The organism is Enterobacter sp. E1 (genome assembly GCF_016809815.1).
GTDB lineage: Bacteria > Pseudomonadota > Gammaproteobacteria > Enterobacterales > Enterobacteriaceae > Enterobacter > Enterobacter adelaidei.
In genome coordinates this window covers 513,943-535,726 of sequence record NZ_JAFBJM010000001.1, presented here as the reverse complement: position 1 = coordinate 535,726, position 21,784 = coordinate 513,943, and the positions used below count along the sequence as shown (strand labels likewise).

Here is a 21,784-nt window from a genome sequence, read left to right as displayed (position 1 = left end):
CCGCTAGTAAGAAACATCGTTGTTAATTTTTGATTTATAAGGAAATATCATGAAAAAGATATCTTATGAACGGATCTATAAATCCCAGGAATATCTGTCTCCGCTGGGGGACATTCAACATCGGGCACTGTTCGGAGGCTATACCCTGGCAGTGGATGATGCAGTCTTTGCCATGGTGTCAGAGGGAGAACTCTACCTCCGCGCCTGTGAGGAAAGTGCGAAATACTGTGTAAAGAATGCCGCCTCGTTTTTGACACTCATGAAACGGGGGCGTCCAGTGCTTCTGAACTATTATCGCGTGGATGACGGATTGTGGCAGGACAGAGAGCGGCTGCTTCAGCTCTCCTCGTTCGCACTGAGAGCGGCGAGAAAAGAACGCTCTCAGCGTCATCAACGAAACCGGCTTAAGGATCTCCCGAACCTGACGTTTCAGCTTGAAGTCTTGCTTTTTGAAGCGGGTATTGCCGATGAAGAAACGCTTCGGACGCTTGGTGCGAAAGCGAGCTGGCTGAAGATGCGGGCAAGAAATAAAGCACTCAGTATTAAAGTGCTTTTCGCGCTGGAAGGTGCCATTGAGGGACTTCATGAAGCGGCACTCCCGGCGGGAATACGCCGGGAGCTGACGGAGTGGTTTAATGCGCTGCCTGAGCCACAGGAGAATCACTCCTCCAGGTAGCGATTTGCTGTTGCAGTCGGCAAATTTCTGGCAGCAGAGCGATAAGCAGACCAATTTGCTGAAGAACCAGTGGCGCTTTGCTGTCGTTTCCTGGATCAAGATGGGCAATGCGTTGAGCCAGTTCATCCAGAGCCTGTTGAACACGCGGTTCATCGGCTGGCCGGTGATGAAGTGCGTCATCGACATAACAGACTGCGTCATCCAGCAAGGCGAGGATACCCGGGTTGGTGAGTTTCTCACGGTGGGCACCCAGCGTAGAAATATAGCTGGTAAAGGTATGATTCAGACAGAGCAGGCGGAATGCCGTCTCACGAATTTCTGCGGTGGCACGAGGCTCCGTTGACATGTTAGAGACAACCGAGGCCAGTTCTGCATCGCTGTTGTGCGCATCCCGGCGTGCGATCCGGTAAGCCAGACGGTTATCGCGGCCCTGATGGTACTGTTCAAGGATGGCATCAAGATACCGGCAGTTGGCATTCATAGCCCGGTCTAACACGCGCGGCAAATTACGGAAACGCCAGTCTGGCCAGATAAAGCTGACAGCCGCCCAGGCGATCGCACAGCCAATCAGGGTGTCAATCACGCGGGGCAGGGCGACTTCAAACCCTTCACCCAGCAGGTTAAAGCAGAGCAGAACCAGCAGCGTGATGAACATGGTGGCATGGGCGTACTGCACATTGCGAAAGGCGAAGAACAACACACCGGTGATCACGATCAGGATCAGTTGGCCTTCAACGGACGGCACGAAATAGAGGACCGGCAGTCCAATGGCGACACCGACCAGCGTGCCGAGAATACGCAGCGCAAGGCGGTGTCGGGTGGCATTGTAGTTCGGCTGGCAAACGAACAGGCTGGTCAACAGGATCCAGTAGCCATGTTGCAACCCGGTTATCTGGATAAAGGCATAACCGACGCACAATACCAGCGACATTCTCACCGCGTGGCGAAAGAGAGCCGACTCCGGCGTAAAGTTGCGGCTCAGCCGCAGCCACATATCGCTAAAACTGTGGACGCTGTCATCCGCAAGCTGATTTTCCGCATCACTACCGGGTAGCGCCATCGCCTGTTCTGACTCAATGGTCGCCAGCTGAGCATCTATCGCCCGCAGGTTATTCAGCAGATATCCCAGAGCTTTAATATGTTCCGGTGATGTTCCGCTGGCCTGAACGCGGTCAATGGCTGCATCAAGATGGCTAAACACACGTTCAAAACGGGGGTCATGTTGATAAGGCGTGCGCAGCAGAATAGAGCGCGCGAGCTGCTGGCATGCCTGGGACTGCATGGACAGCAGACGCTGGAAGCGGAACATCACGTCGCTGTAGCGAAACTTTTCTCGCAGGGCGGCATACTGAACATGCGAGGAGCTGGCACGCTCATGTATATCCTGGGCGGCAAAGTAGTAGTGTAAGGTTCTTCGCGTCCCACGCTGGCCGCGATCGCCGCGCAGACGGGTAAGCAGTGACGCTTTGGTCTGGTTAAGGGTGGCAACCAGTTGGCCGTTTGCCAGAGCCAGATCGTAGAGCGGGGCCTGGCTTTCTTCCTCGATATCCGGGTCGAAAAGCCGGGATTTTAGCTCCAGATAGTGAGCTAACTGTTCATAGCTGCGGGCAAGGTTATCCTGCAGAGGGCGTACCGGGAAGATCAGATGACCGGTTAGCGTCAGCAGGTTATACCAGATGGCGCCCAGCAACAGCAGAACCGGCTGCTGGTACCACTGGTCGTACAGGGAAACGCCCAGCATGGTGTAAATGGCGATCAGCAATGCACCAAACGCGATGGTGGCATAGCGCTGCCCAAGGCCGCCCAGCAAAATAAAGCCACTGGTTGAGAGCGTAAGACCCAGGGCAAACAGCCAGGGCCACGGAAAGAGCAACTCAACGGAAGCGGACGCAATAAAAAAACAGACCAGCGTAATCACCAGGTTACGCAAACGTCCGGCCAGACGATCGTCCAGATCCGCCAGCGCCCCCGCAACCACCCCCAGCGTGAGCGGAATGGTGAGCTTGACATCATTCAACCACCACGGCAGAGCTACCGTGCCGCAAAGCGCGATAAAAATCCTGACGTTATAAAGCCAGGTGCTGTTCCAGGTATAACGGCGAAGCAGTGGGCTTAGCATAAGCGCGGCCAGTCCTTATTTACTGAAAACGACGACGAGCATTTGCTTCACGTGCTGCCTGAGCCACTTCAACCGGAACAACCCTGCGCCCGACGGGCCAAAGGGCGATCGCGGCGATTTTAAAGTTCGCGATCCCGACCGGAATACCAATAATCGTGATGCACTGGGCAATACCCGCAAAAATATGCATGATGCACAGCCACCAGCCGAAGAATATCAGCCACAGAATGTTGAGCAGGGTGCCGCCCGTGTTCATCAACGCGTTTTTGCTCTCGGGATTCAGCTCGTCAACGTGGATGGCTTCATTTCCATACGGGATGAAGGAGAGTTTGGTGATTTCCCAGCATGAGCGGGTCAGAGGGAGTGTGAAAATCAGGACGATGCTCACCAGCGTGGCAAAAAGCCAGGAAAGGGTGGTGGCAAAACCCCCCAGTACAAAATTCAACACATTCAGAACGGTACGCATAAATCCTCACTTCCTTTCGATAAAATTAACGCCTGATGATTGTAACGTTTTTTTAGGCTGGAGCACCTTAAAACTGGCAGTTAAACTGTCAGGTAAATTATCTCTTCGTGGATTTGGCGGGACATGGAACTTAAAGCAACTTCATTAGGCAAACGCCTGGCGCAACACCCCTATGACAGGGTTGTTCTCCTCAATGCCGGGGTGAAAGTCTCCGGAGAACGCCATGAATACCTTATTCCGTTTAATCAACTTCTGGCTATCCACTGCAAACGTGGGCTGGTGTGGGGGGAACTGGAGTTCGTTCTGCCTGATGATAAAGTCGTGCGTCTTCACGGCACCGAGTGGGTGGAGACCCAGCGTTTCCATCATCATCTGAATGCGCTCTGGCAGCAGTGGAGCCAGGACATGAGCGTGATTGCCGCCCAGGTACTGCAGCAGGTGCTGGATGATATTGCGCAAAGCAACGCGCAGCAAACATGGCTTACCCGCCAGCAGACCGCCGGGTTACAGCAAAAAATCAGGCAGGCGCTCTCCGCGCTGCCGGTATCCGTGACGCGTCTCGATGAGTTCGACAATTGCCGCGATGCCTGGCGTCAGTGTCAGGCCTGGCTAAGCGATATGGATAAGAGCCGGTTCGCCCATAACCAGGCCTGGACTGACACAATGCTCACCCGATACGCCGATTTTTTCAGTACGGTTGAATCTTCACCACTCAATCCCGCCCAGGCACGTGCGGTGGTTAACGGTGAGCAGTCCTTGCTGGTGCTCGCAGGGGCCGGGAGCGGTAAAACATCGGTGCTGGTGGCGCGCGCGGGCTGGCTGCTGACAACCGGGGAAGCCGTCGCTGAACAAATTCTGCTTCTGGCTTTTGGCCGCAAAGCTGCCGAGGAGATGGACGAGCGTATCCAGGAACGCTTGCACACCCGGGATATTACGGCCAGAACCTTCCATGCTCTGGCGTTGTACATCATTCAGCAGGGCAGCAAAAAAGTGCCTGCAGTGAGTAAACTCGAAAACGACACGCAGGCGCGTCAGGCTTTGTTTATCAAAACATGGCGCCAGCAGTGCAGTGAGAAAAAGGCGCAGGCGAAAGGATGGCGTCAGTGGCTGGAGGAAGAACTCAACTGGGAGGTGCCTGAGGGCAGTTTCTGGCAGGATGAAAAACTGGCGCGTCGACTGGGCTCGAGACTTGACCGCTGGGTAAGCCTGATGCGAATGCACGGCGGATCGCAGGCTGAAATGATTGAAAGTGCGCCGGAGGAGATCCGCGATCTGTTTTCAAAGCGGGTTAAACTGATGGCTCCGATGCTAAAAGCCTGGAAAACTGCTCTGAAGGCGGAAAATGCTGTCGATTTCTCTGGCCTTATCCATCAGGCCATTATCATTCTTGAGAAGGGGCGCTTTGTCAGCCCGTGGAAACATATTCTGGTGGATGAATTCCAGGATATCTCACCGCAACGCGCAGCATTGCTTTCGGCGTTACGGGCGCAAAATAAACATACCTCTCTGTTTGCCGTAGGGGATGACTGGCAGGCCATCTACCGCTTTAGCGGCGCGCAGCTTTCGCTAACCACCGCGTTTCATCACTATTTTGGCGAAGGCGATCGTAGCGATCTGGATACCACCTACCGCTTCAATTCCCGTATTGGTGAAATCGCCAATCGCTTTATCCAGCAGAACCCGCATCAGCTGGCCAAGCCGCTTAATAGCCTGCGGCCAGGAGATAAAAAAGCGGTCACTCTGCTGGCGGATGACCAACTTGAACCGCTGCTGGACAAGCTCAGCGGCTATGCGAAGCCCGATGAACGTATTCTGGTGCTGGCCCGCTACCATCATCTGAAACCCGCAGCGCTGGAGAAAGCGGCCACGCGCTGGCCGAAACTGCAGCTTGAATTTATGACGATCCACGCCAGTAAAGGCCAGCAGGCCGACTATGTGATTGTGATAGGGCTGAAAGACGGTAGCGACGGTTTTCCGGCTCCGGCTCGTGAGTCAGTCATGGAGCAGGCTTTACTGCCGATGCCGGAAGATTTTCCGGATGCCGAAGAGCGGCGTTTGCTGTATGTGGCCATCACCCGCGCGCGTCACCGCGTGTGGCTGCTGTTCAATAAAGAAGAGCCGTCGGTGTTTGTTGATATTCTGAAGAATATTGATGTGCCGGTAGCGCGCAAGCCATAACGACGTCAGGCTTGTTTTTGTGAGCCGGGTAAGGCGGAGCCGCCACCCGGCTTAAAATTTACTTTAATCTTTCAGACAGATAACGCTGATAGTCCGGAATAAGGATATCAACCGGCGAGTTAAACTGCGGCGATTCGATGATAAAATCCGCCGTTGAAAGGTTAGTCGCCACTGGAATATTCCAGACGGTGGCAAGACGCAGCAGTGCCTTCACGTCCGGGTCATGCGGAACCGCATTCAGCGGATCCCAGAAGAAAATCAGCACATCAATTTTCCCCTCAGAAATCTGCGCACCTACCTGCTGATCGCCACCCATCGGGCCGCTCAGCATGGCATTGACCTCAAGACCCGTTTCGCGCTGGATCAGGTTACCGGTTGTACCGGTCGCCGAGAGGGTGTGCTTTTCCAGCAAAGACTGATGGCGGCGAACCCAGTTAAGCAGCATTTGTTTACAGTGGTCGTGCGCAACCAGCGCAATGTGTTTGCGTTCAGGTAGCGTGCGTGTTGTCAGTTCCATAATCGTATCCATCAGGTTAACTGGCTACACGATGACGGGAACTGTCTGACGCTGCAAGAGAAAGGCGAAAAAAATGTGGCTTATGATGAAGGTTGTTGCTTCGCCCATTGTAAAAAGCGGGCTCGCGTATCCGGATCGGCCTGCTGGAACCAGAATTTAAGGCGTTGTTCCGTCAGGGTTTGGGACTGAGGAGGAATGACATCCAGTTCAGATACACCGGATAACAGCGTACTGTCGTCTGCCATCATAGTGGCAAACTGGGGAAGCGATGCGCGTTTACCTGCTTTGTTATAGGTCTGGGTTGCGGCCTCATAATCCGGCCCTTTAGGGGATGTGGTCAACGCCAGAATATCAAGCTTCACCGGAATGGGCATCGCATCGCCATCCAGCAGCTCAACGCGTGGCGAGGTGTCAAAGGCCGCAGACTCTTTCTCCGTTTCAAGGCGGGGCAGGGTGATGTTCACCTGACTGATTTGACGGGTATTAAAACTGACGATCAGCGGCGGGGAGATGTACATCCGTTGTTCATGATTAGCAAGGCCGATCGACTTTTCTACCCGGAAGACCAGCTGATGAGGCCCGTTATCTAGCTCGATGCTGTCTGCGCCGCGTAATAATGAGCTGGAGACTTTTTTTCCGTCCAGAACCAGCAGATCAATGTCGGTAGAGAGCCGGAGCGTGGTCGCAAAGACGCAAACCGGCATCACTAATGCAATCACAGCAGTGGCAATTCCGGTTTTCATAGAAGGCTCCTGTCAGAAATACTGATGTTGCATTAATGTATCTAAATCTTTCGAAAATCATCTTTACTAACATATAGACATATTTCACGGTTTTGCCCTCATACATCTGTATGGGATGGATGGTTGAGATGTGCGCTTTGGCGTACACTTTGAAAAAAACCAGGAGACAAACCATGAGAGAGAACGATATTGCCGAGATTTTGACCTCCACGCGCACCATTGCGCTGGTGGGCGCGAGCGATAAACCGGATCGTCCAAGCTATCGGGTCATGAAATACCTTCTCGATCAGGGTTATCACGTTATCCCGGTGTCACCGAAGGTGGCCGGTAAAAGCTTACTGGGCCAGCAAGGATACGCCACCCTAAACGACGTACCTGAGAAAGTGGATATGGTTGATGTTTTCCGCAATTCTGAGGCGGCGTGGGAAGTGGCGCAAGAGGCCATCGCTATCGGCGCGAAAACGCTGTGGATGCAGTTAGGGGTTATTAACGAGCAAGCTGCTGTGCTGGCTCGCGAGGCTGGTTTGAACGTGGTGATGGACCGCTGCCCGGCGATTGAAATCCCCCGTCTGGGGCTGGCGAAGTAATAAAAAAAAGCCCGATAATCGGGCTTTCTTACACGCTTAGTTCCGCAGGCGTGGAGCCTGTAACTGTTTGCGGATAGTCTGAGCAAGTTCATCCATCGTGGGTTGCTCCGGATGTTCTTCCTGTAGTTCGCTACTCAGCTGCGCTTCAGCAAGATAGGTGTGAACGGGTTGTCCATCGTCACCTTCCATCACCACATGATACCAGGGCGCAGCGCGAAGCTCGGCGTTTACCGCCAGCTCGTCTGCAGACGGTTCATCAAGAGAATACTCCGGGTCGATATCCACGACCACACCCAAATACCCTAGCAAAGTGTGGCGGACCTGCTGGCCGATACCGAATTTGCTGGCAATCATAGTCACCTCCCGGGAAATACGACTTACACGTTATGTGCGGGCAATATTTCTCTTTTCAAGTTACATGACGCGACAGGCAAACCCTTTCAGATAGAGCCCTTCCGGGTAGGTAGCAATCACCGGGTGATCGGCTGCCTGACGGAACTGCTCTATAAATTGTACATCACGGCCAGCATCTATTGCGGCATCGGCGATGATTTTCTGAAATAAATCTGTGGTCATCAAGCCAGAGCAGGAGAACGTAAGCAGCACGCCGCCCGGGTTCAGCAGCTGAATGGCCAGCATGTTGATATCTTTATACCCGCGGCATGCGCCCATCAGCTGGCTTTTGTTTTCCACAAACTTAGGGGGGTCCATGACGATAACGTCGAATTTCTCGCCCTGATCGCGATACTTACGCAGCAGTTTGAAGACATCATCGCGAATAAATTCAGCTTTGCTCACATCCAGCTTGTTCAGCTCAACGTTCTGCTTTGCCACGTCCAGCGCTTCCTGCGAAGTGTCCACGCTCACCACCTGAGCACAGCCGCCCATTAACGCTGAAACGGCAAAACCACCGGTATAGGAGAAGCAGTTCAGCACGCGTTTATTGGCAACGTACTGACGCGTCGCCAGACGGCTGTCGCGCTGGTCGAGGTAGTAACCCGTTTTGTGGCCGCCCTGAATATCCACCAGCAGCTTCATGCCGTGCTCTTCAATCGGCAGCAGGGCAGGCGGCAGCTCGCCTGTCACTGGACCCTGGGTCAGCTCCATGCCCTCTTTTTTGCGCACCGCCACATCGCTGCGGTCGTAAATGGCGCATTCCGGGAACAGCGTTTGCAGCGCGCTAATCAACGCCGCACGTTGATATTCAGCACCAGCACTCAGAAGTTGTAGCACCAGGAAGTGACCAAAGCGGTCAATGGTGACGCCCGGCAGGCCGTCGGACTCACCGGCAATCAGGCGGTAGCTGTCCAGTCCGTCGCGTTTTGCCAGCCAGTCGCGCCACTGCTGCGCCTGCTGCAGACGGCGAACGAAGAAGTCGATGTCGATGGTTTCATCTTTATCGAAGGTCCAGACGCGGGCACGGATCTGGGACGCAGGCGAGTAAGCACCTCGCGCTAACCATTTCCCCTGATGGTCAACGATATCAATGGTTTCACCGAGGCTGGCTTTACCTTCCATACGGGCAACCGCGCCGGAAAAGACCCAGGGATGACGGCGCAGTAATGACTTCTCGCGCCCTTTGGCTAACACTAAACGTACACTCATAATTTGCTGTTCTGTCGATTTCAGGAAATGGCGTGTAGAGTAGCACATTCAGCAAGTCGCAATCATCTGCGGATACCGTTGAGCGTTTCGGCACAAAATCAAATCGCTTAAGCACATTACGGCATTGTCGCATGCTTTACCTTAGGGCTTCCGGTTCAGCAAAGGAAACCCCCATGAAAAAGCGCAGTGCAATCGCAATAACCGCTCTGGCGGCAATGAGTTTTCAGGTTTTAGCAGCAACGCCTTTCCGTATTACCAGCCAGGATATCTCTGGCGAACGCCGGTTGGCGCAACAGCAGGTGTTTGAGGGATTTGGCTGCCACGGTGGAAATAGCTCTCCACAGCTGGCATGGAAAAATCCGCCCGCCGCGACGAAAAGCTTTGCCGTCACGGTATATGATCCGGATGCGCCCACCGGTAGCGGCTGGTGGCACTGGACCGTAGCCAATATCCCGGCGAAGACAATGACGCTGCCCGCTGATGCCGGTAACCCGAACGGCGAGAAATTACCTGCCGGCGTTGTGCAGGGACGTAATGATTTCGGCTATTCTGGTTTCGGCGGTGCATGTCCACCCGCAGGGGATAAGCCTCATCGCTATCAGATTACCGTCTGGGCCCTGGACGTGGATAAACTGCCCGTCGACAAAAATGCCAGCGGCGCGCTGGTCGGCTTTATGATCAATAGTCACGTGCTGGCAAAGGCTGAGTTAACAGCGACCTACAGTAGATAAGGATGGCGGAGTGCAGGAGTTCCATTTTCGACATAAACATCTCACGGCGGGTGAAGTGAGTGCCAGCAAAATGCATCGCCTGCATCAGGTCAAACTCTTTTTTCCGGCTATTTGTCATATCACGCACGGCAGTAAGGTAATTGTTCAGGATGACAACCGGCTGGTGGCGACACGGGACGAGCTCATCATTATCCCTGCTAATACGGTGATGGAGATTATCAATCAGCCCGCGAACGGCATGTTTCGATCGGACTTGCTGATGTTGTCTCCGGAGATCGTTGCCGAGTTTAAAGCGCATTATCTGAAATCCTGGCCGCGCACGACGCTACATTCGCTCTGTGCCCCACTGAGCGAGGGGCTGGCGTTTATGTGGGATAACCTGCTGCATGCCGTGCGTCAGGATTTACCAGAGGCGCTACAAAAGCATCAGGCCTTTGGTCTTTTACTTGCCTTGCTGCATGATGGCGTGGCAGGTCCGCTGCTTATTGAGCGAAATATTAACCTGACCGAACAGGTGCGGCAGTTCATTATGCTGTCGCCCGCCAGAGCCTGGACCGCGCAGGACATCGCCAGCCGTCTGGCCTTGAGCGTGCCGACGCTTCGCAGACGGTTACGTGAAGAGTCGCAGAGCTTTCGCCAGATTGTGGAGGAGGTGAGGATGGCCGTTGCGCTGTCACAGTTACAGTCAACCCGATTACCGATTGGCGAAATCGCATTACAATGTGGGTATCTTTCCAGTTCTCGTTTCACCGCCCGTTTCCGGCAACACTATGGCTGTTTACCGAAAACGCTACGTTAAGGAGAAGCAAAATGGCAAAAGTCTGCACCATCGCCTGGGTTCACGGTGTCGTTCAGGGCGTCGGCTTCCGCTACAGCACCCAGCGCGAAGCGATTGAGCTTGGGCTAACGGGATACGCGCGAAACATGGATGACGGCAGCGTTGAGGTGGTGGCCTGCGGCGAAGCGGAGCAGGTCGATAAGCTGGTGGCGTGGCTGAAAGCGGGCGGTCCGCGCAGCGCGCGGGTTGATAAGGTGTTAACAGAACCGCATCAACCCGGTCGGGAATACGTTAACTTCGGTATTCGCTACTAAATACACTTCACCGGTTTTGGCAGGCCGGCAATTTTGGTGGCCTGTTTTGCCGGGCCTTTCGGGAACAGACGATAGAGATAGCGGCTGTTGCCTTTCTCTTCGCCGAACTTATTGGCCATGGCTTTGACCAGCATGCGGATAGCCGGAGAGGTGTTGAATTCAAGATAGAACTCGCGGACAAAACGCACCACTTCCCAGTGTTCGGGGGAGAGGGTGATGGCTTCTTTCTCTGCAATCACTTCCGCCAGCGCTTCGCTCCACTGGCTGCTCTCTTTCAGATAACCGTCGTTATCGGTCTCAATCTCTTTGCCTTCAAAACTCAGCATAATCATTCACACGTCAGCCAAAAACCGCAACAGTGTACCAAAAAACAAAGCCCCGCATAAGCGGGGCCAGGTTCACAGCGCTGTGGCTTAATCGCGGCTGGCGAAGCCCAGGATGCTCAGCAGGCTGACGAAGATGTTGTACAGCGACACATACAGGCTCACGGTAGCGCGGATGTAGTTCGTCTCACCGCCGCGAATGATGTTGCTGGTTTCAAACAGGATCGCGCCTGAAGAAATCAGAATAAACACGGCGCTAATCGCCAGATGCAGGGCCGGCAGCTGCAGGAAGATGTTTGCCACCATACCCACCAGCACCACCACGACACCCGCCATCAGCATGCCGCCGAGGAAGGACATGTCCTTACGGGTGGTCAGCACGTAGGCCGAGCAGCAGAAGAACACCAGCGCGGTACCGCCCAGCGCCATGCCGATAAGGTCACCCATTCCGGCAGACAGATACGCGTTCAGCATCGGCCCCAGGATGTAGCCCAGGAAGCCGGTGAAGGCAAACGCGGACAGAATACCGACGGGTTTGTCAGCGGTTTTGTAGGTCAGGAACATCAGACCATACATGCCCACCAGCGTCAGGATCAGCCCCGGAGACGGCAGCATCAGCACGGTGCTGGCGGTTGCGGTGATCGCTGAAAACGCCAGCGTCAGGCTAAGCATGAAATAGGTATTGCGCAGCACCTTGTGGGTACTGAGTAGCGATGTGCGGTCGCGTGAGGAAGTAATTATACGATCCATGAGTCACTCTCTTATGACAGATGTAATTAACGGAAAGAATAGGAAACGGCGCGCCAGTCTCAAAGTGGTTTTACCCATCTTTACTCAGTACGTTAGCGCTTGAGGTGGTTATTTCATCTGCAGAAGTCCGTTTCACCAGTATGAACAGCGGTTTGCAAGTATTTATCAGATCAACCTCTTATAGGTTACTGAAAAATATTGCGTTATTACCATTAGAACGCTAAGAGTTATCTCCGGATCGTCATAAACAGACAATAAGGCGAAGGACATGAAACCACAAACACGCACTCACTTTACGCTCTCTTTGCTAACCGCCGGGATTCTGTGCGCCAGCACGGCATCCTGGGCGGCTAACGTGCCAGCAGGAACCCAACTGGCAGAGAAACAGGAACTGGTCAGAAACAACGGCAGTGAACCGGCTTCGCTCGACCCGCATAAAGTCGAAAGCGACGTCGAATTCAATATTATCAGTGATTTATTCGAAGGACTGGTAAGCGTCTCCCCGACAGGCGAAGTCCAGCCCCGACTGGCGGAAAAATGGGAGAACAAGGACAATACCGTCTGGACGTTCCATTTGCGCCCGGGCATCACCTGGAGCGACGGCACGGCCATTACCGCAGAAGATGTGGTCTGGAGCTGGCAGCGCCTGATCGACCCGAAAACCGCTTCACCGTATGCCAGTTACCCGGGGAACATGCATATCGCTAACGCGGCCGATATCGCCCAGGGAAAAAAAGCGCCGGATACGCTGGGCGTAAAAGCAATCGATGACACGACGCTGGAGGTGACGCTCACGCAGCCAAACGCGGCTTTCCTCGCGATGCTGGCGCACCCGTCGCTGGTGCCGGTGGATAAAGTGCTGATTGGTCAGTTCGGCGACAAGTGGACCAAACCGGAGCATTTCGTCAGCAGCGGGGCGTATAAGCTGTCGCAGTGGGTGGTCAATGAACGCATCGTGGCGGAGCGCAACCCGCGCTACTGGGATAACGCACACACTGTCATCAACAAAGTAACCTATCTGCCCATCACGTCTGAGGCCTCGGATGTAAACCGCTATAAAGCGGGCGAAATTGATATTGTATATACGGTGCCGATCAACCAGTTCGCTCAGCTCAAGAAAACCCTGGGCACTCAACTGGATGTCTCTCCGCAGTTGGCGACCTATTACTATGAATTCAATACCACCCGGCCGCCGTTCAACGACGCACGCGTGCGTAAGGCGCTGAACATGGCGCTGGATAAAGACATTATTGCCGGGAAAGTATTAGGGCAGGGGCAGCGCCCGGCGTGGCTCATCAGCCAGCCCGATATTGGCGGTGTTAAGCTACAGAATCCGGATTACGCCAGTTGGCCGCTGGACAAGCGCATCGCTGAGGCGAAAAAGCTGCTGAACGAGGCCGGGTATAACGCCAGCCATCCGCTGAGCTTCAACCTGCTCTACAACACCTCTGAATCGCACCAGCGCATCGCCATTGCGGCCAGCTCCATGTGGAAGAAAAATCTCGGCGTGGACGCGAAGCTGCAAAATCAGGAGTGGAAAACCATGCTGGATACCATGCACACCCACAACTTTGATGCGGTGCGCTACGCGTGGATTGCCGATTACGACGATGCGGCGACGTTCCTGAACAACTTCCGCACGGGTGACAGCGAAAACACCAGTCAGTACAGCAACCCGGAATACGATCAGGCCCTGGTTAACGCTGCAAAAGCCAAAACCACGGCTGAGCGCGGCAAATTCTACCAGCAGGCGGAAGATTTACTGGGACGCGATGTGCCGGCTATTCCGGTTTATCACTACGTCCGTACGCATCTGGTAAAACCCTGGGTAGGGGGATTTACGCCGGATAAGCTGGGGTACTATTTCACTAAAGACATGTACATCAAAAAACATTAAGCCAGTGTTGATAAAATCGTCGATGTGTCGTCAGTTCAACCGATTAAACACATTTTGACTATTTTTACAGCGAACGAATGGCTGTCCTCTTTACAGCACACGGTGAGGTGTTTATAGTTCGCCTCACTTAGGAAGTGTGGCCGAGCGGTTGAAGGCACCGGTCTTGAAAACCGGCGACCCGAAAGGGTTCCAGAGTTCGAATCTCTGCGCTTCCGCCAGATATAAACCCCAGGTTACTCATTGACCTGGGGTTTTTCTTTTTGATTGAACGATCCTGCTCACACTTTTAAAACCTCGTTATTTCCCGGTAAAAACCAGACGTTATCATTCATCTCGTAAATATTTTTTCATCTCTTACCGAGGCTTTGATGCTGGAGAATGTGTTCATCAGATAATCAGTTTCCCGCCCTTCTCAGGACGGACTGATTATCGCTGCGCTTAAACCTTACGCACGCACCTGTGGGTGTGGGCTCGTTTTTACGCATGATGATTACACAGGTTTTCCAGTATGAATTTATCCCGTCAGGAACAACGTACCTTACACGTTCTCGCCAAAGGTGGACGTATTGTGCACGTCCGCGACAGTTCAGGCCGCGTTACTTCCGTTGAGTGCTATACCCGTGAAGGACTGGTGCTGAGCGACTGCACGCTTAACGTCTTTAAAAAACTTCGCACTAAAAAGCTGATCCGTTCCGTGAACGGGCAGCCTTACCGCATCAATACCACCGGGCTGAACAACGTCCGGGCCGAGTTGGATAATCGCTAAGCGAAATAAACAACGCCACCTTTGGGGGGCGTTGAACGTGACGTTTAAGAGCGAATAAAGGCCAGAATATCAGCGTTGATGGTGTCCGCATGGGTGGTATGCATCCCGTGCGGGAAGCCAGGATAAATTTTCAGCACGCTGTTCGCCAGCAGCTTGTCCTGCAGAAGGGCTGCATTTTTATAGGGCACGACCTGATCGTCGTCGCCCTGCATCACCAGAACGGGGACCGTGATGGTTTTTAAATCTTCCGTCTGGTCGGTCTCAGAAAACGCCTTAATTCCCTCATAGTGGGCCCTGGCGCTTCCGATCATTCCCTGACGCCACCAGTTCTGGATCGTACCCTGCGAAACGTCTGCCCCGTCCCGATTAAAACCGTAGAAAGGACCGCTGGCGACGTCGAGGTAAAACTGAGCGCGGTTAGCCGCCAGCGCTTTGCGGAAGCCGTCGAAAACCTCGATGGGCGTTCCGCCGGGGTTCGTCTCCGTTTTTACCATCAGAGGTGGCACGGCGCTGACGAGTACCGCTTTGGCGACGCGGCCCTGCGGTTGACCGTACCGGGCGACATAGCGGGCGACCTGGCCGCCGCCGGTGGAGTGACCGACGTGCACGGCATTGTGCAGATCCAGGCTTTCAACCACGGCTGACGCATCTGCCGCATAATGATCCATATCGTGACCTTCACTCACCTGGTCCGAACGCCCATGACCACGACGATCGATAGCGATAACGCGATAGCCTTCTGCAAGGAAGAAGAGCATCTGGTTATCCCAGTCATCGGCACTCAACGGCCAGCCGTGGTGGAAAACAATGGGTTGAGCCTCTTTTGGGCCCCAGTCTTTGTAGTAAATGTTGACGCCGTCTTTCGTGGTTACGAATGCCATACAGCAGACTCCTCTGTGATAGACAACACGATCGCATGCCGAGTGCAAAGCGAATCATAATGTCTTAATTAAGTTGGCTTTTTATGTTTTCCGTACCGACAGTACTCCTAAAGTGTAGGAGAAAATAAAAGCAGTAGGTTTCATTTCTGTGAAAGGCATTCATTTTGCCTGGAGGCCAGAGGAGGGAGCGAATGATGGCCCTGGAGCAACCCTCCAGAGCCTTCAGAACAACGCTAATGTCAGGGGCGTTTAGCGGTTTTCTTCAATATAGCGGGCCAGATCCGCCGGGGTTTTCAGCACCGTTGCGACGTCTGTTGGAGGGATCATACAGCCGTAAACGTCCTGCACTTCCAGTACCATGTCGACCGCCAGAATGGAGTCGAGAATGTCGGATTCAATCAGTTCATCGTGAAAGCCCACCTTGCGGGATAACACTTTTTCGAACAGGGCGAGAATTTCTTGTTCCATAATTTTTCCTGGAGTTATTAATTTGTGCGGGCGTAAGCGTCCAGCAACTTGCGGTCAATTTTGCCGTTAGGATTCAGCGGCAAAGCGTCTTTTACGATAATTTGTGAAGGCACCATATAGGGTGGAACTACCTTCGACAGCGAGGTTTTGATCGCCTCCGGCGCCATATCCGTCACGCAGAATGCGGCAATGCGCAGCACGCTGCCGCAGGATTTCATCAGCGGCAGCACCACGGCTTCGTTGATGCCGGACATAGCCAGCAGGCGGTTTTCAATCTCGTTGATTTCAATACGGTAGCCATTCAGCTTGACCTGGCTATCGTTGCGGCCCTGGCAATAGATGAGCCCATCTTCATAGCCCAGATCGCCTGTCCGGTAACCGCGGAACATTTCACTCTCCCGACGCAATAATTTTGCTGCGTTCTCCTGAGGGAGACCGAGGTAGCCGCGCATGACGTTTTTACCCCAGATAATCAGCTCGCCCTCGGCGGAAATTTCCATTCTGCTGTCGGGCATCATGACCCCAACCGGCAGCACGGCGCTGTCGCTGTTGAGGATCTCATCCGTTATCTCGACCACGGTTGTCGCGATGGTTGCTTCCGTTGGGCCATAGGAGTTAATGATTTTGGCCTGCGGGAAACGGCGGCGTAACTGTTTAACCAGCGCTTTATTTAACACTTCACCAATAAAGATAAAGACGTTCAGTGCAGGCAAATACTCACTGTTGAACTGCGGTGAAAGCAGCTGCTGGTATGCAAAAGAGGGGGTGGAAACCCAGGCTGAAACGGCGTTGATTTTCAGTCGCTCCAGCCAGTTCTCTTTCTGAATATCGTCTTTGGCGTTCAGCACGATATGTCCGCCCATTGCCAGATTCGCCAGCAAAGGGATCAGGGAGAGATCAAAGCTGAACACCGCGTGGTTCATCAGGACCGGTTTTTCCGGCAGTGAAAAGTCCTGGCTGACCCACTTCATGAAGTGCCACACGCTTTCACGCCCAATCTGCACCCCTTTAGGCTTGCCGGTGCTGCCTGAGGTAAACATGATATAGGCCAGATCCTGCTCCTCCAGAACCTTGCCCGCCTCGCCGGTGGCAATGAACTGCTTTGTTGCCACGTCATAGTAGTAAGGGGCACTGGCCAGATGGCAGATCTCACGCAGTCGTTCCTGCGGATAAATACAGTCCACCGGGATGTACGGAATGTTGTGCAGCAGGCAGCTATAAATAGCCACCGCGAACTCAGCCTGCTGATGACCGTACAATACCACCGGTGTGCCGTCGCCAGGCTGGCAGCGTCGATAACGCTGCGCCCAGTCCGCCACGGCGGAGGAAAGTTGCAACCAGCTTAAGGCTTCGTCGCTGCCGGTGATGGCCAGCTGCTGCGGAGAGGCAGGATCGAACAATGCTGCACGTAAGAAATCCTGCAGTTCCTGAAGATCAGAGTGATTTTTCATAGAGGTGACATTCCACTAAAGATGTAAAGGGAGCCCGCGGCGCTTCCCAGCGTCAGAATTCGCCCCAAAAACGCAACAGCCGGATACTGCAAGCCGCGGTTCAATGCCGGGCTGCGTTTGGCTGACCACAGCAGCATGTTATGAGCAACAGAAATTGCGCCAAACAGCGCGCCGCTAATGACGTAATGGCGTTCCAGGCCATTCCATGCCCCCATACAGAACAGGGTGCAAAAAATACCGATATTTTGCGCCAGCGTTTTGTTCTGGCGGAAAAAATTGACCTTCATCAGGTTCATATAGACGGGCATAAAGACCACATCACGCAGCCATTCAGACAGGCTGATGTGGAAGCGACGCCAGAAATCCTGCGGGTTTTTCGCAAGAAGCGGCATATTGAAGTTTGCCGGAATATTCAGCCCGAACAGGCGGCCTGCGCCGATGGCCATATTGCTGTAACCTGCAAAATCAAAGTAGAGGTAGGCGCTATAGGCAATCGACATCACCACGCCCACGGTCAGCGTAAACGGCTTATGGCTCCAGGGCTGCACGACAAGCGAATCGATCAGCATGGCAAACAGGAACTTCTGGATAATGCCGGTAATGATTTGCTCTAACGCGACTAAAAACTGTTCACGGTTAAGTGCAAACACGGGCTTGCTGACATCATTCATCCATGTCCGCCAGCGGTACATAGGGCCAGCCAGGATAATAAAAGGCATAAAGAGATAGCAGAAATAATGCAGGAAATTCTGCCCTTCTTTTTTACTGCGATAGAGCAATACATCAATTGCGCGGAACGTCATAAAAGAGAGGCCAATCATGCCCCAGTGGTTATTTAAGTGTAATTTCACCAGGAACAACGGCAATAATGTTAAAACGACCGCCTGCCACGTTTTTAACCATCCTTTGGCTTTTAACGTGGCGAAAACATAAAAACTGAAAAAAACGGCTACGGGAACAAGGTAATCACCCTGAAAAATATAGCCCCAACCTAATGCTGTCAGTATGGAGAATGCTGATAACCAGGTCAGACGATGGCGTAATACGCGGTTAACCGCCGCAAACACCAGGGCGGATGAAAACAAATAGACAAAAAACATTCCTGAGCTATACATCATTCGGCCTCAGAACTTTTGATATTCAAAATGCAGCTGCATGCTCATGCTGTCATCAACAGAGGTCCATGCGACAACGGTGATTGCCAACAGGAGATAAAGGAAAAAAAGACGGATCGCGATTTTCATCATTTAAAACTCTGTGCAATAAAGCGAATCATAGGAACCCAGGCCAGTTCGGAAGGGTGCAAACGATCCCAGTTCCAGCCATTCTGATAAGGCATGGCGTACATATCTAAATAAGGGATCTGGTTCTTTTCCAGAATGGTTTTAATTTGCTTATCAACCGGGCGGAAGGTATCGGTATTGTAAAGTGCCCAGGGATTAACCGGGTCGACGATAGCAATCACCTGCACGTGACGTTCTTTCAGCAGCTGAACGGTTTTACTGAACGCGGCGATTTGCGCAGGCACGACCGGCGTGTCATCCCACTGTTGCGGTTTACCGTCCTCTTCGTAAATCGTTTTGTCCATCCACAGCGTGGCCGCGCTCTGCTGGCGTTTTTTATTTAACTCGCGCGCGTTCGCCAGCTCTTTATCCCAGTCTGGGGCGATGTGGGTGGTTGGCTGCTGCGGCCAGGGCTGTACCGTCTGGGGCGTGATGTTGAGCAGCGCCAGCCAGTCGTTTTTTATCAGGGTGCAGACGTTCGCAAACTGGAAGCTCAGCTCGTCCCACATCAGATCGGGGTGCCAGCCAAAGACACGCATTTGGCCAAAGGTTAAATGGCTTATGTCTTTACTATCAATATGCTTTAAATAATTAACCAGCAGCGGTCGCGCCTGCGGATCTTTCATCAGCGGATTAAAAATAGAACCGGGGAAATTATCGGCATAGATAGCAGGAGGCAGACCTTTTGAGTAAAAACTGTCAGGTGCCAGAAGCAACACAACTTTACTGTTTGCGTTAAGGCTATTTTTAAAACGTGAGAACAGTAAGAATTGCGTTTCGTCATCGACAAATGCATCGCCATACGCCACGACGGGCTTGTGCAATTGCTTATTAAAGTAATTATATACAGCGTAATGTTCATCTTCAGAGGTGGCGACCTCTGATGCACCGATGAAGAAAATAGCATTCCCTTCTAAGGCATGGGAAATGGTGGCTATTTTTTCCGCTTGTTCTTTAGGTGTGCCCGCCATTGATTTAATCAGTGGCTGAAAGGCGAGGGGCGGATCGAAGCTTGTCACCAACGAGTGAACACACAGGAACAAAATGGCCAGTGTCGCCATCAGGATGTGTAAGCAAAGCGTATTTTTGATTTTCATCATCAACCAGTAAGATTACATGACAGTAATTTTTTGAAGTCTGTTGTCATTTCGATTTATAACAATTACACAACAAAAGGCCGTCTGTTTATGTGTCATTCTATACCAGAGCGATTTAAACGGATGAGCGTTGCTGTGTTACGGTATGTACAAGGGCGCAGAGACTGATGTGAGGTAAGCAGCTGGGTGACTTTTTGCGCAGTTAAACGCCTGTGGGGAAAAATAGAAAAATTCCTGCTTTACAAGGCGCTAATAGATGTTTATAGTGCGCCTCACTTTGGAAGCGTGGCCGAGCGGTTGAAGGCACCGGTCTTGAAAACCGGCGACCCGAAAGGGTTCTAGAGTTCGAATCTCTACGCTTCCGCCAAATACAAAACCCAAGTCGTTATGCGACTTGGGTTTTTTCTTTTGTGCTGGTTTTCAGTATGCCATCCAGTATGCCATTTATGTTTGGCTTTCCTTCTATGAAGCTGGTTTCCATCAGACGTTATTGAATTAAACCTTCAATCTCACAAATGTGCAGCCAGCATCTCCGGATAGTATTTTGCGATGATGTCGTTCATCTTTTCCATCAGGTCGGGTCGCTTGAAAGTTACGTGTGCTGAGCCCTTCTGAAAGTAGCGGATTGAGACATATTCGTCGTCAAAGTTCTGGCAGTGCGGATTTTGCTGAATATGGCTGGACAACCGACAGGCAATATCAGCACGGTTATCCGGTACTGGCTTGCCATCCAGCAGGTGCAGCATACGCTCCAGGTCCACTAACTGATCCCGCCGCCATCCCCACGTCAGTCCGTAACCCCATTTATCGTACTTCATCATATTGTTGATAATGATCTTTCGCCCGAACGAGCAAGGCGAATTGCTTTTATAATTCCAGCTCAGGTGTCTGAAGACGTTAATCACGCCACGTTCGAAGACTTCACCTTTGCTGTTGTGCAACTGCTTAAAGGTAGAGAGAATATTGGCTTCGCTGATTTCGGGTAGATCGCCGCTTTCTAAATCTTTAGCCCACTGGTCTTTAGCCTGCGCGTCCATCAACGTCAACATACCGGATTTCAGCATCAGGTCGCGCCACAGGCTACGATCGATATTACTGATGATAATGGGCAGGGCTTTATCGACAGGCTCAACCAGCCAGCAGTCATAACGGTTTCCCTGTCGGATAGCCCAGTCACAGGCTCTGCCTCCACCAATTTCACTGGTGAGCTGCGAGATACTATCCAGTGTGTTTATCAGCGCTTCGATTTGTTTCAGTGCAGCATTGCGGCCGGTAACGATCCGTTCGATGCTGGTGGAGCAAATCACGTCGTGTTGCCCGGTGAGGACTTCAGGTTCAGCGTTTGTGCTGAGTGCAGGCATGGTGGCCTCCTTTTATACACAGAAATAAAAAAGCCAGCCTGGTGAAGGGCTGGCGCTCAGATATGCGTGGTTACTTGTCGGGCGGGTTTACTGGATTTGTAATAGCGTCAGATTGCCGGTGACCACGGCGCCGGTATCAATGTAGTGCTGGTTAGCGAATATCTGCGGTGCCGGAATGGGCGTATGGCCGAAGATAAACCTGTCAGCACCGGCTATCTCCAGGCTGAACCCTTTCTGCGCCATCTCAATACGTTCCCGGCTCCAGATCACGCCGTCCGCTTCCACTCTCTGATCGAAGGCGTAATGACTGGCGGGATAATCGGCGTGACAGATAACAATCGTCTGATTAGCCGTTTGCACCTCGATCACTAACGGTAGTGCGTCAATGAGCGGCAGGAGTGCTGATACCGCTTTCTGTTCTGCGTGACTGAGTTCGAAGAACCAGTGGCCGCCATAGCACTGCCATTCGTCCCCGTCATCAGCAGCCTGCAGATAATCCAGTAAATATTGCTCGTGGTTGCCGCGTACTGCCCGGAACCAAGGGTGTTTCAGTAGCGCCAGACATTCGAGATTTTCCTCACCGCGATCGATAAGATCACCGACTGACAGCAGCAGATCCTGTTCGGTATCAAAGTCAACTTCCTGAAGCTTTTGTTGTAGCAAACTGTGGCAGCCATGCAGATCGCCGGTGACCCAGATGTTTCGCCAGTCTGCTCCGTTAATGCGCTGGTAGTGTATGGTCATTTTTTTCTCCGTTTTATACAAGATTGCACAGGCCACTGACGGAGAATGT

General features: G+C 52.7%; 23 protein-coding genes and 2 tRNA genes. 10 read left to right on the top strand and 15 right to left on the bottom strand.

Features of this window, described 5'->3' with window-relative positions:
- Positions 1–49 precede the first annotated feature (49 nt).
- The gene (locus JGF26_RS02765) at positions 50–676 is read left to right on the top strand and encodes a TfoX/Sxy family DNA transformation protein (RefSeq protein ID WP_134707403.1); all 627 of its coding nucleotides are present in this window, start codon (positions 50–52) and stop codon (positions 674–676) included.
- Here JGF26_RS02765 and yccS read toward each other — a convergent pair.
- Positions 633–2,795, bottom strand: a complete 2,163-nt coding sequence (gene yccS, locus JGF26_RS02760) for a YccS family putative transporter (protein ID WP_028019210.1) — start codon at positions 2,793–2,795, stop codon at positions 633–635. The two genes, JGF26_RS02765 and yccS, sit on opposite strands and share 44 nt — an antisense overlap.
- A gap of 19 nt (positions 2,796–2,814) precedes the next feature.
- Complete coding sequence (locus JGF26_RS02755; protein WP_023335159.1) at positions 2,815–3,261, bottom strand: YccF domain-containing protein; 447 nt, start codon at positions 3,259–3,261, stop codon at positions 2,815–2,817.
- Between the two features lie 123 nt (positions 3,262–3,384).
- On the opposite strand from JGF26_RS02755, the gene helD reads away from it, so the two are divergent.
- Positions 3,385–5,439 carry a DNA helicase IV gene (gene helD, locus JGF26_RS02750; RefSeq protein WP_134707404.1) on the top strand — a complete coding sequence of 685 codons (2,055 nt, stop codon included), beginning with the start codon at positions 3,385–3,387 and terminating at the stop codon, positions 5,437–5,439.
- Between the two features lie 58 nt (positions 5,440–5,497).
- On the opposite strand, the gene mgsA is transcribed toward helD, so the two are convergent.
- Entirely contained in the window at positions 5,498–5,956 is a 459-nt protein-coding gene (mgsA, locus tag JGF26_RS02745; RefSeq protein WP_049006707.1) for a methylglyoxal synthase, read from the bottom strand.
- Between the two features lie 80 nt (positions 5,957–6,036).
- Positions 6,037–6,699: a DUF2057 family protein gene (locus tag JGF26_RS02740; RefSeq protein ID WP_028019207.1), complete on the bottom strand. Its 663-nt coding sequence runs from the start codon at positions 6,697–6,699 to the stop codon at positions 6,037–6,039.
- A 173-nt stretch (positions 6,700–6,872) separates the two neighbouring features.
- On the opposite strand from JGF26_RS02740, the gene JGF26_RS02735 reads away from it, so the two are divergent.
- Positions 6,873–7,286, top strand: coding sequence for a CoA-binding protein (locus JGF26_RS02735; RefSeq protein ID WP_032666992.1), 414 nt, complete (start codon positions 6,873–6,875; stop codon positions 7,284–7,286).
- 36 nt (positions 7,287–7,322) lie between these two features.
- Here JGF26_RS02735 and hspQ read toward each other — a convergent pair whose 3' ends face one another.
- Together hspQ and rlmI are read right to left on the bottom strand one after the other, a co-directional pair.
- Positions 7,323–7,640, bottom strand: coding sequence for a heat shock protein HspQ (gene hspQ, locus JGF26_RS02730; protein WP_008499919.1), 318 nt, complete (start codon positions 7,638–7,640; stop codon positions 7,323–7,325).
- 60 nt (positions 7,641–7,700) lie between these two features.
- Positions 7,701–8,891 carry a 23S rRNA (cytosine(1962)-C(5))-methyltransferase RlmI gene (gene rlmI / locus JGF26_RS02725; protein ID WP_028019205.1) on the bottom strand — a complete coding sequence of 397 codons (1,191 nt, stop codon included), beginning with the start codon at positions 8,889–8,891 and terminating at the stop codon, positions 7,701–7,703.
- 173 nt (positions 8,892–9,064) lie between these two features.
- Here rlmI and JGF26_RS02720 point away from each other — a divergent pair, with 173 nt between their 5' ends.
- The 3 genes from JGF26_RS02720 to yccX are packed head-to-tail and all read left to right on the top strand — an operon-like array spanning position 9,065 to position 10,714.
- Positions 9,065–9,622: a kinase inhibitor gene (locus JGF26_RS02720; protein ID WP_049006713.1), complete on the top strand. Its 558-nt coding sequence runs from the start codon at positions 9,065–9,067 to the stop codon at positions 9,620–9,622.
- 10 nt (positions 9,623–9,632) lie between these two features.
- A complete protein-coding gene (locus JGF26_RS02715) occupies positions 9,633–10,421 on the top strand; it encodes an AraC family transcriptional regulator (RefSeq protein WP_049006715.1) in 789 nt (262 codons plus the stop codon).
- Between the two features lie 11 nt (positions 10,422–10,432).
- Complete coding sequence (yccX, locus tag JGF26_RS02710; RefSeq protein WP_049006717.1) at positions 10,433–10,714, top strand: acylphosphatase; 282 nt, start codon at positions 10,433–10,435, stop codon at positions 10,712–10,714.
- Here yccX and tusE read toward each other — a convergent pair.
- On the bottom strand, positions 10,711–11,040 hold the full coding sequence (gene tusE / locus JGF26_RS02705; protein ID WP_028019201.1) for a sulfurtransferase TusE: 330 nt from the start codon (positions 11,038–11,040) through the stop codon (positions 10,711–10,713). The genes yccX and tusE overlap by 4 nt on opposite strands.
- 87 nt (positions 11,041–11,127) lie before the next feature.
- Positions 11,128–11,787 (bottom strand): FtsH protease modulator YccA, encoded by a 660-nt coding sequence (gene yccA / locus JGF26_RS02700; protein WP_023335168.1) that lies wholly within the window; start codon positions 11,785–11,787, stop codon positions 11,128–11,130.
- A gap of 268 nt (positions 11,788–12,055) precedes the next feature.
- On the opposite strand from yccA, the gene JGF26_RS02695 reads away from it, so the two are divergent.
- The 3 genes from JGF26_RS02695 (at position 12,056) to JGF26_RS02685 (ending at position 14,450) form a co-directional block, all read left to right on the top strand.
- A complete protein-coding gene (locus JGF26_RS02695; RefSeq protein WP_134707405.1) occupies positions 12,056–13,684 on the top strand; it encodes an ABC transporter substrate-binding protein in 1,629 nt (542 codons plus the stop codon).
- A 130-nt stretch (positions 13,685–13,814) separates the two neighbouring features.
- Positions 13,815–13,902: transfer RNA gene (locus JGF26_RS02690), tRNA-Ser, on the top strand.
- A 290-nt stretch (positions 13,903–14,192) separates the two neighbouring features.
- Positions 14,193–14,450, top strand: a complete 258-nt coding sequence (locus JGF26_RS02685; protein ID WP_028019199.1) for a YjhX family toxin — start codon at positions 14,193–14,195, stop codon at positions 14,448–14,450.
- 44 nt (positions 14,451–14,494) lie between these two features.
- On the opposite strand, the gene JGF26_RS02680 is transcribed toward JGF26_RS02685, so the two are convergent.
- The 5 genes from JGF26_RS02680 to JGF26_RS02660 all read right to left on the bottom strand — a co-directional run bounded on the left by JGF26_RS02680 (position 14,495) and on the right by JGF26_RS02660 (position 19,630).
- Positions 14,495–15,331: an alpha/beta hydrolase gene (locus JGF26_RS02680; protein ID WP_028019198.1), complete on the bottom strand. Its 837-nt coding sequence runs from the start codon at positions 15,329–15,331 to the stop codon at positions 14,495–14,497.
- Positions 15,332–15,580: 249 nt separating this feature from the next.
- The gene (locus JGF26_RS02675) at positions 15,581–15,799 is read right to left on the bottom strand and encodes an acyl carrier protein (protein ID WP_008499867.1); all 219 of its coding nucleotides are present in this window, start codon (positions 15,797–15,799) and stop codon (positions 15,581–15,583) included.
- Between the two features lie 17 nt (positions 15,800–15,816).
- Positions 15,817–17,250, bottom strand: a complete 1,434-nt coding sequence (locus JGF26_RS02670) for an AMP-binding protein (protein ID WP_028019197.1) — start codon at positions 17,248–17,250, stop codon at positions 15,817–15,819.
- The gene (locus JGF26_RS02665; protein ID WP_049008462.1) at positions 17,247–18,365 is read right to left on the bottom strand and encodes an MBOAT family O-acyltransferase; all 1,119 of its coding nucleotides are present in this window, start codon (positions 18,363–18,365) and stop codon (positions 17,247–17,249) included. The genes JGF26_RS02670 and JGF26_RS02665 overlap by 4 nt, the downstream gene beginning before the upstream one ends.
- Before the next feature lie 128 nt (positions 18,366–18,493).
- Positions 18,494–19,630: a D-alanyl-lipoteichoic acid biosynthesis protein DltD gene (locus JGF26_RS02660; protein WP_134707636.1), complete on the bottom strand. Its 1,137-nt coding sequence runs from the start codon at positions 19,628–19,630 to the stop codon at positions 18,494–18,496.
- A gap of 279 nt (positions 19,631–19,909) precedes the next feature.
- Here JGF26_RS02660 and JGF26_RS02655 point away from each other — a divergent pair.
- Positions 19,910–19,997 (top strand) — tRNA-Ser (locus JGF26_RS02655).
- Positions 19,998–20,139: 142 nt separating this feature from the next.
- On the opposite strand, the gene JGF26_RS02650 is transcribed toward JGF26_RS02655, so the two are convergent.
- Both JGF26_RS02650 and JGF26_RS02645 read right to left on the bottom strand, forming a co-directional pair.
- Positions 20,140–20,991, bottom strand: a complete 852-nt coding sequence (locus JGF26_RS02650; RefSeq protein ID WP_134707406.1) for a DUF4942 domain-containing protein — start codon at positions 20,989–20,991, stop codon at positions 20,140–20,142.
- Between the two features lie 87 nt (positions 20,992–21,078).
- Positions 21,079–21,735 carry a metallophosphoesterase gene (locus tag JGF26_RS02645; protein ID WP_134707407.1) on the bottom strand — a complete coding sequence of 219 codons (657 nt, stop codon included), beginning with the start codon at positions 21,733–21,735 and terminating at the stop codon, positions 21,079–21,081.
- Positions 21,736–21,784: the final 49 nt, after the last annotated feature.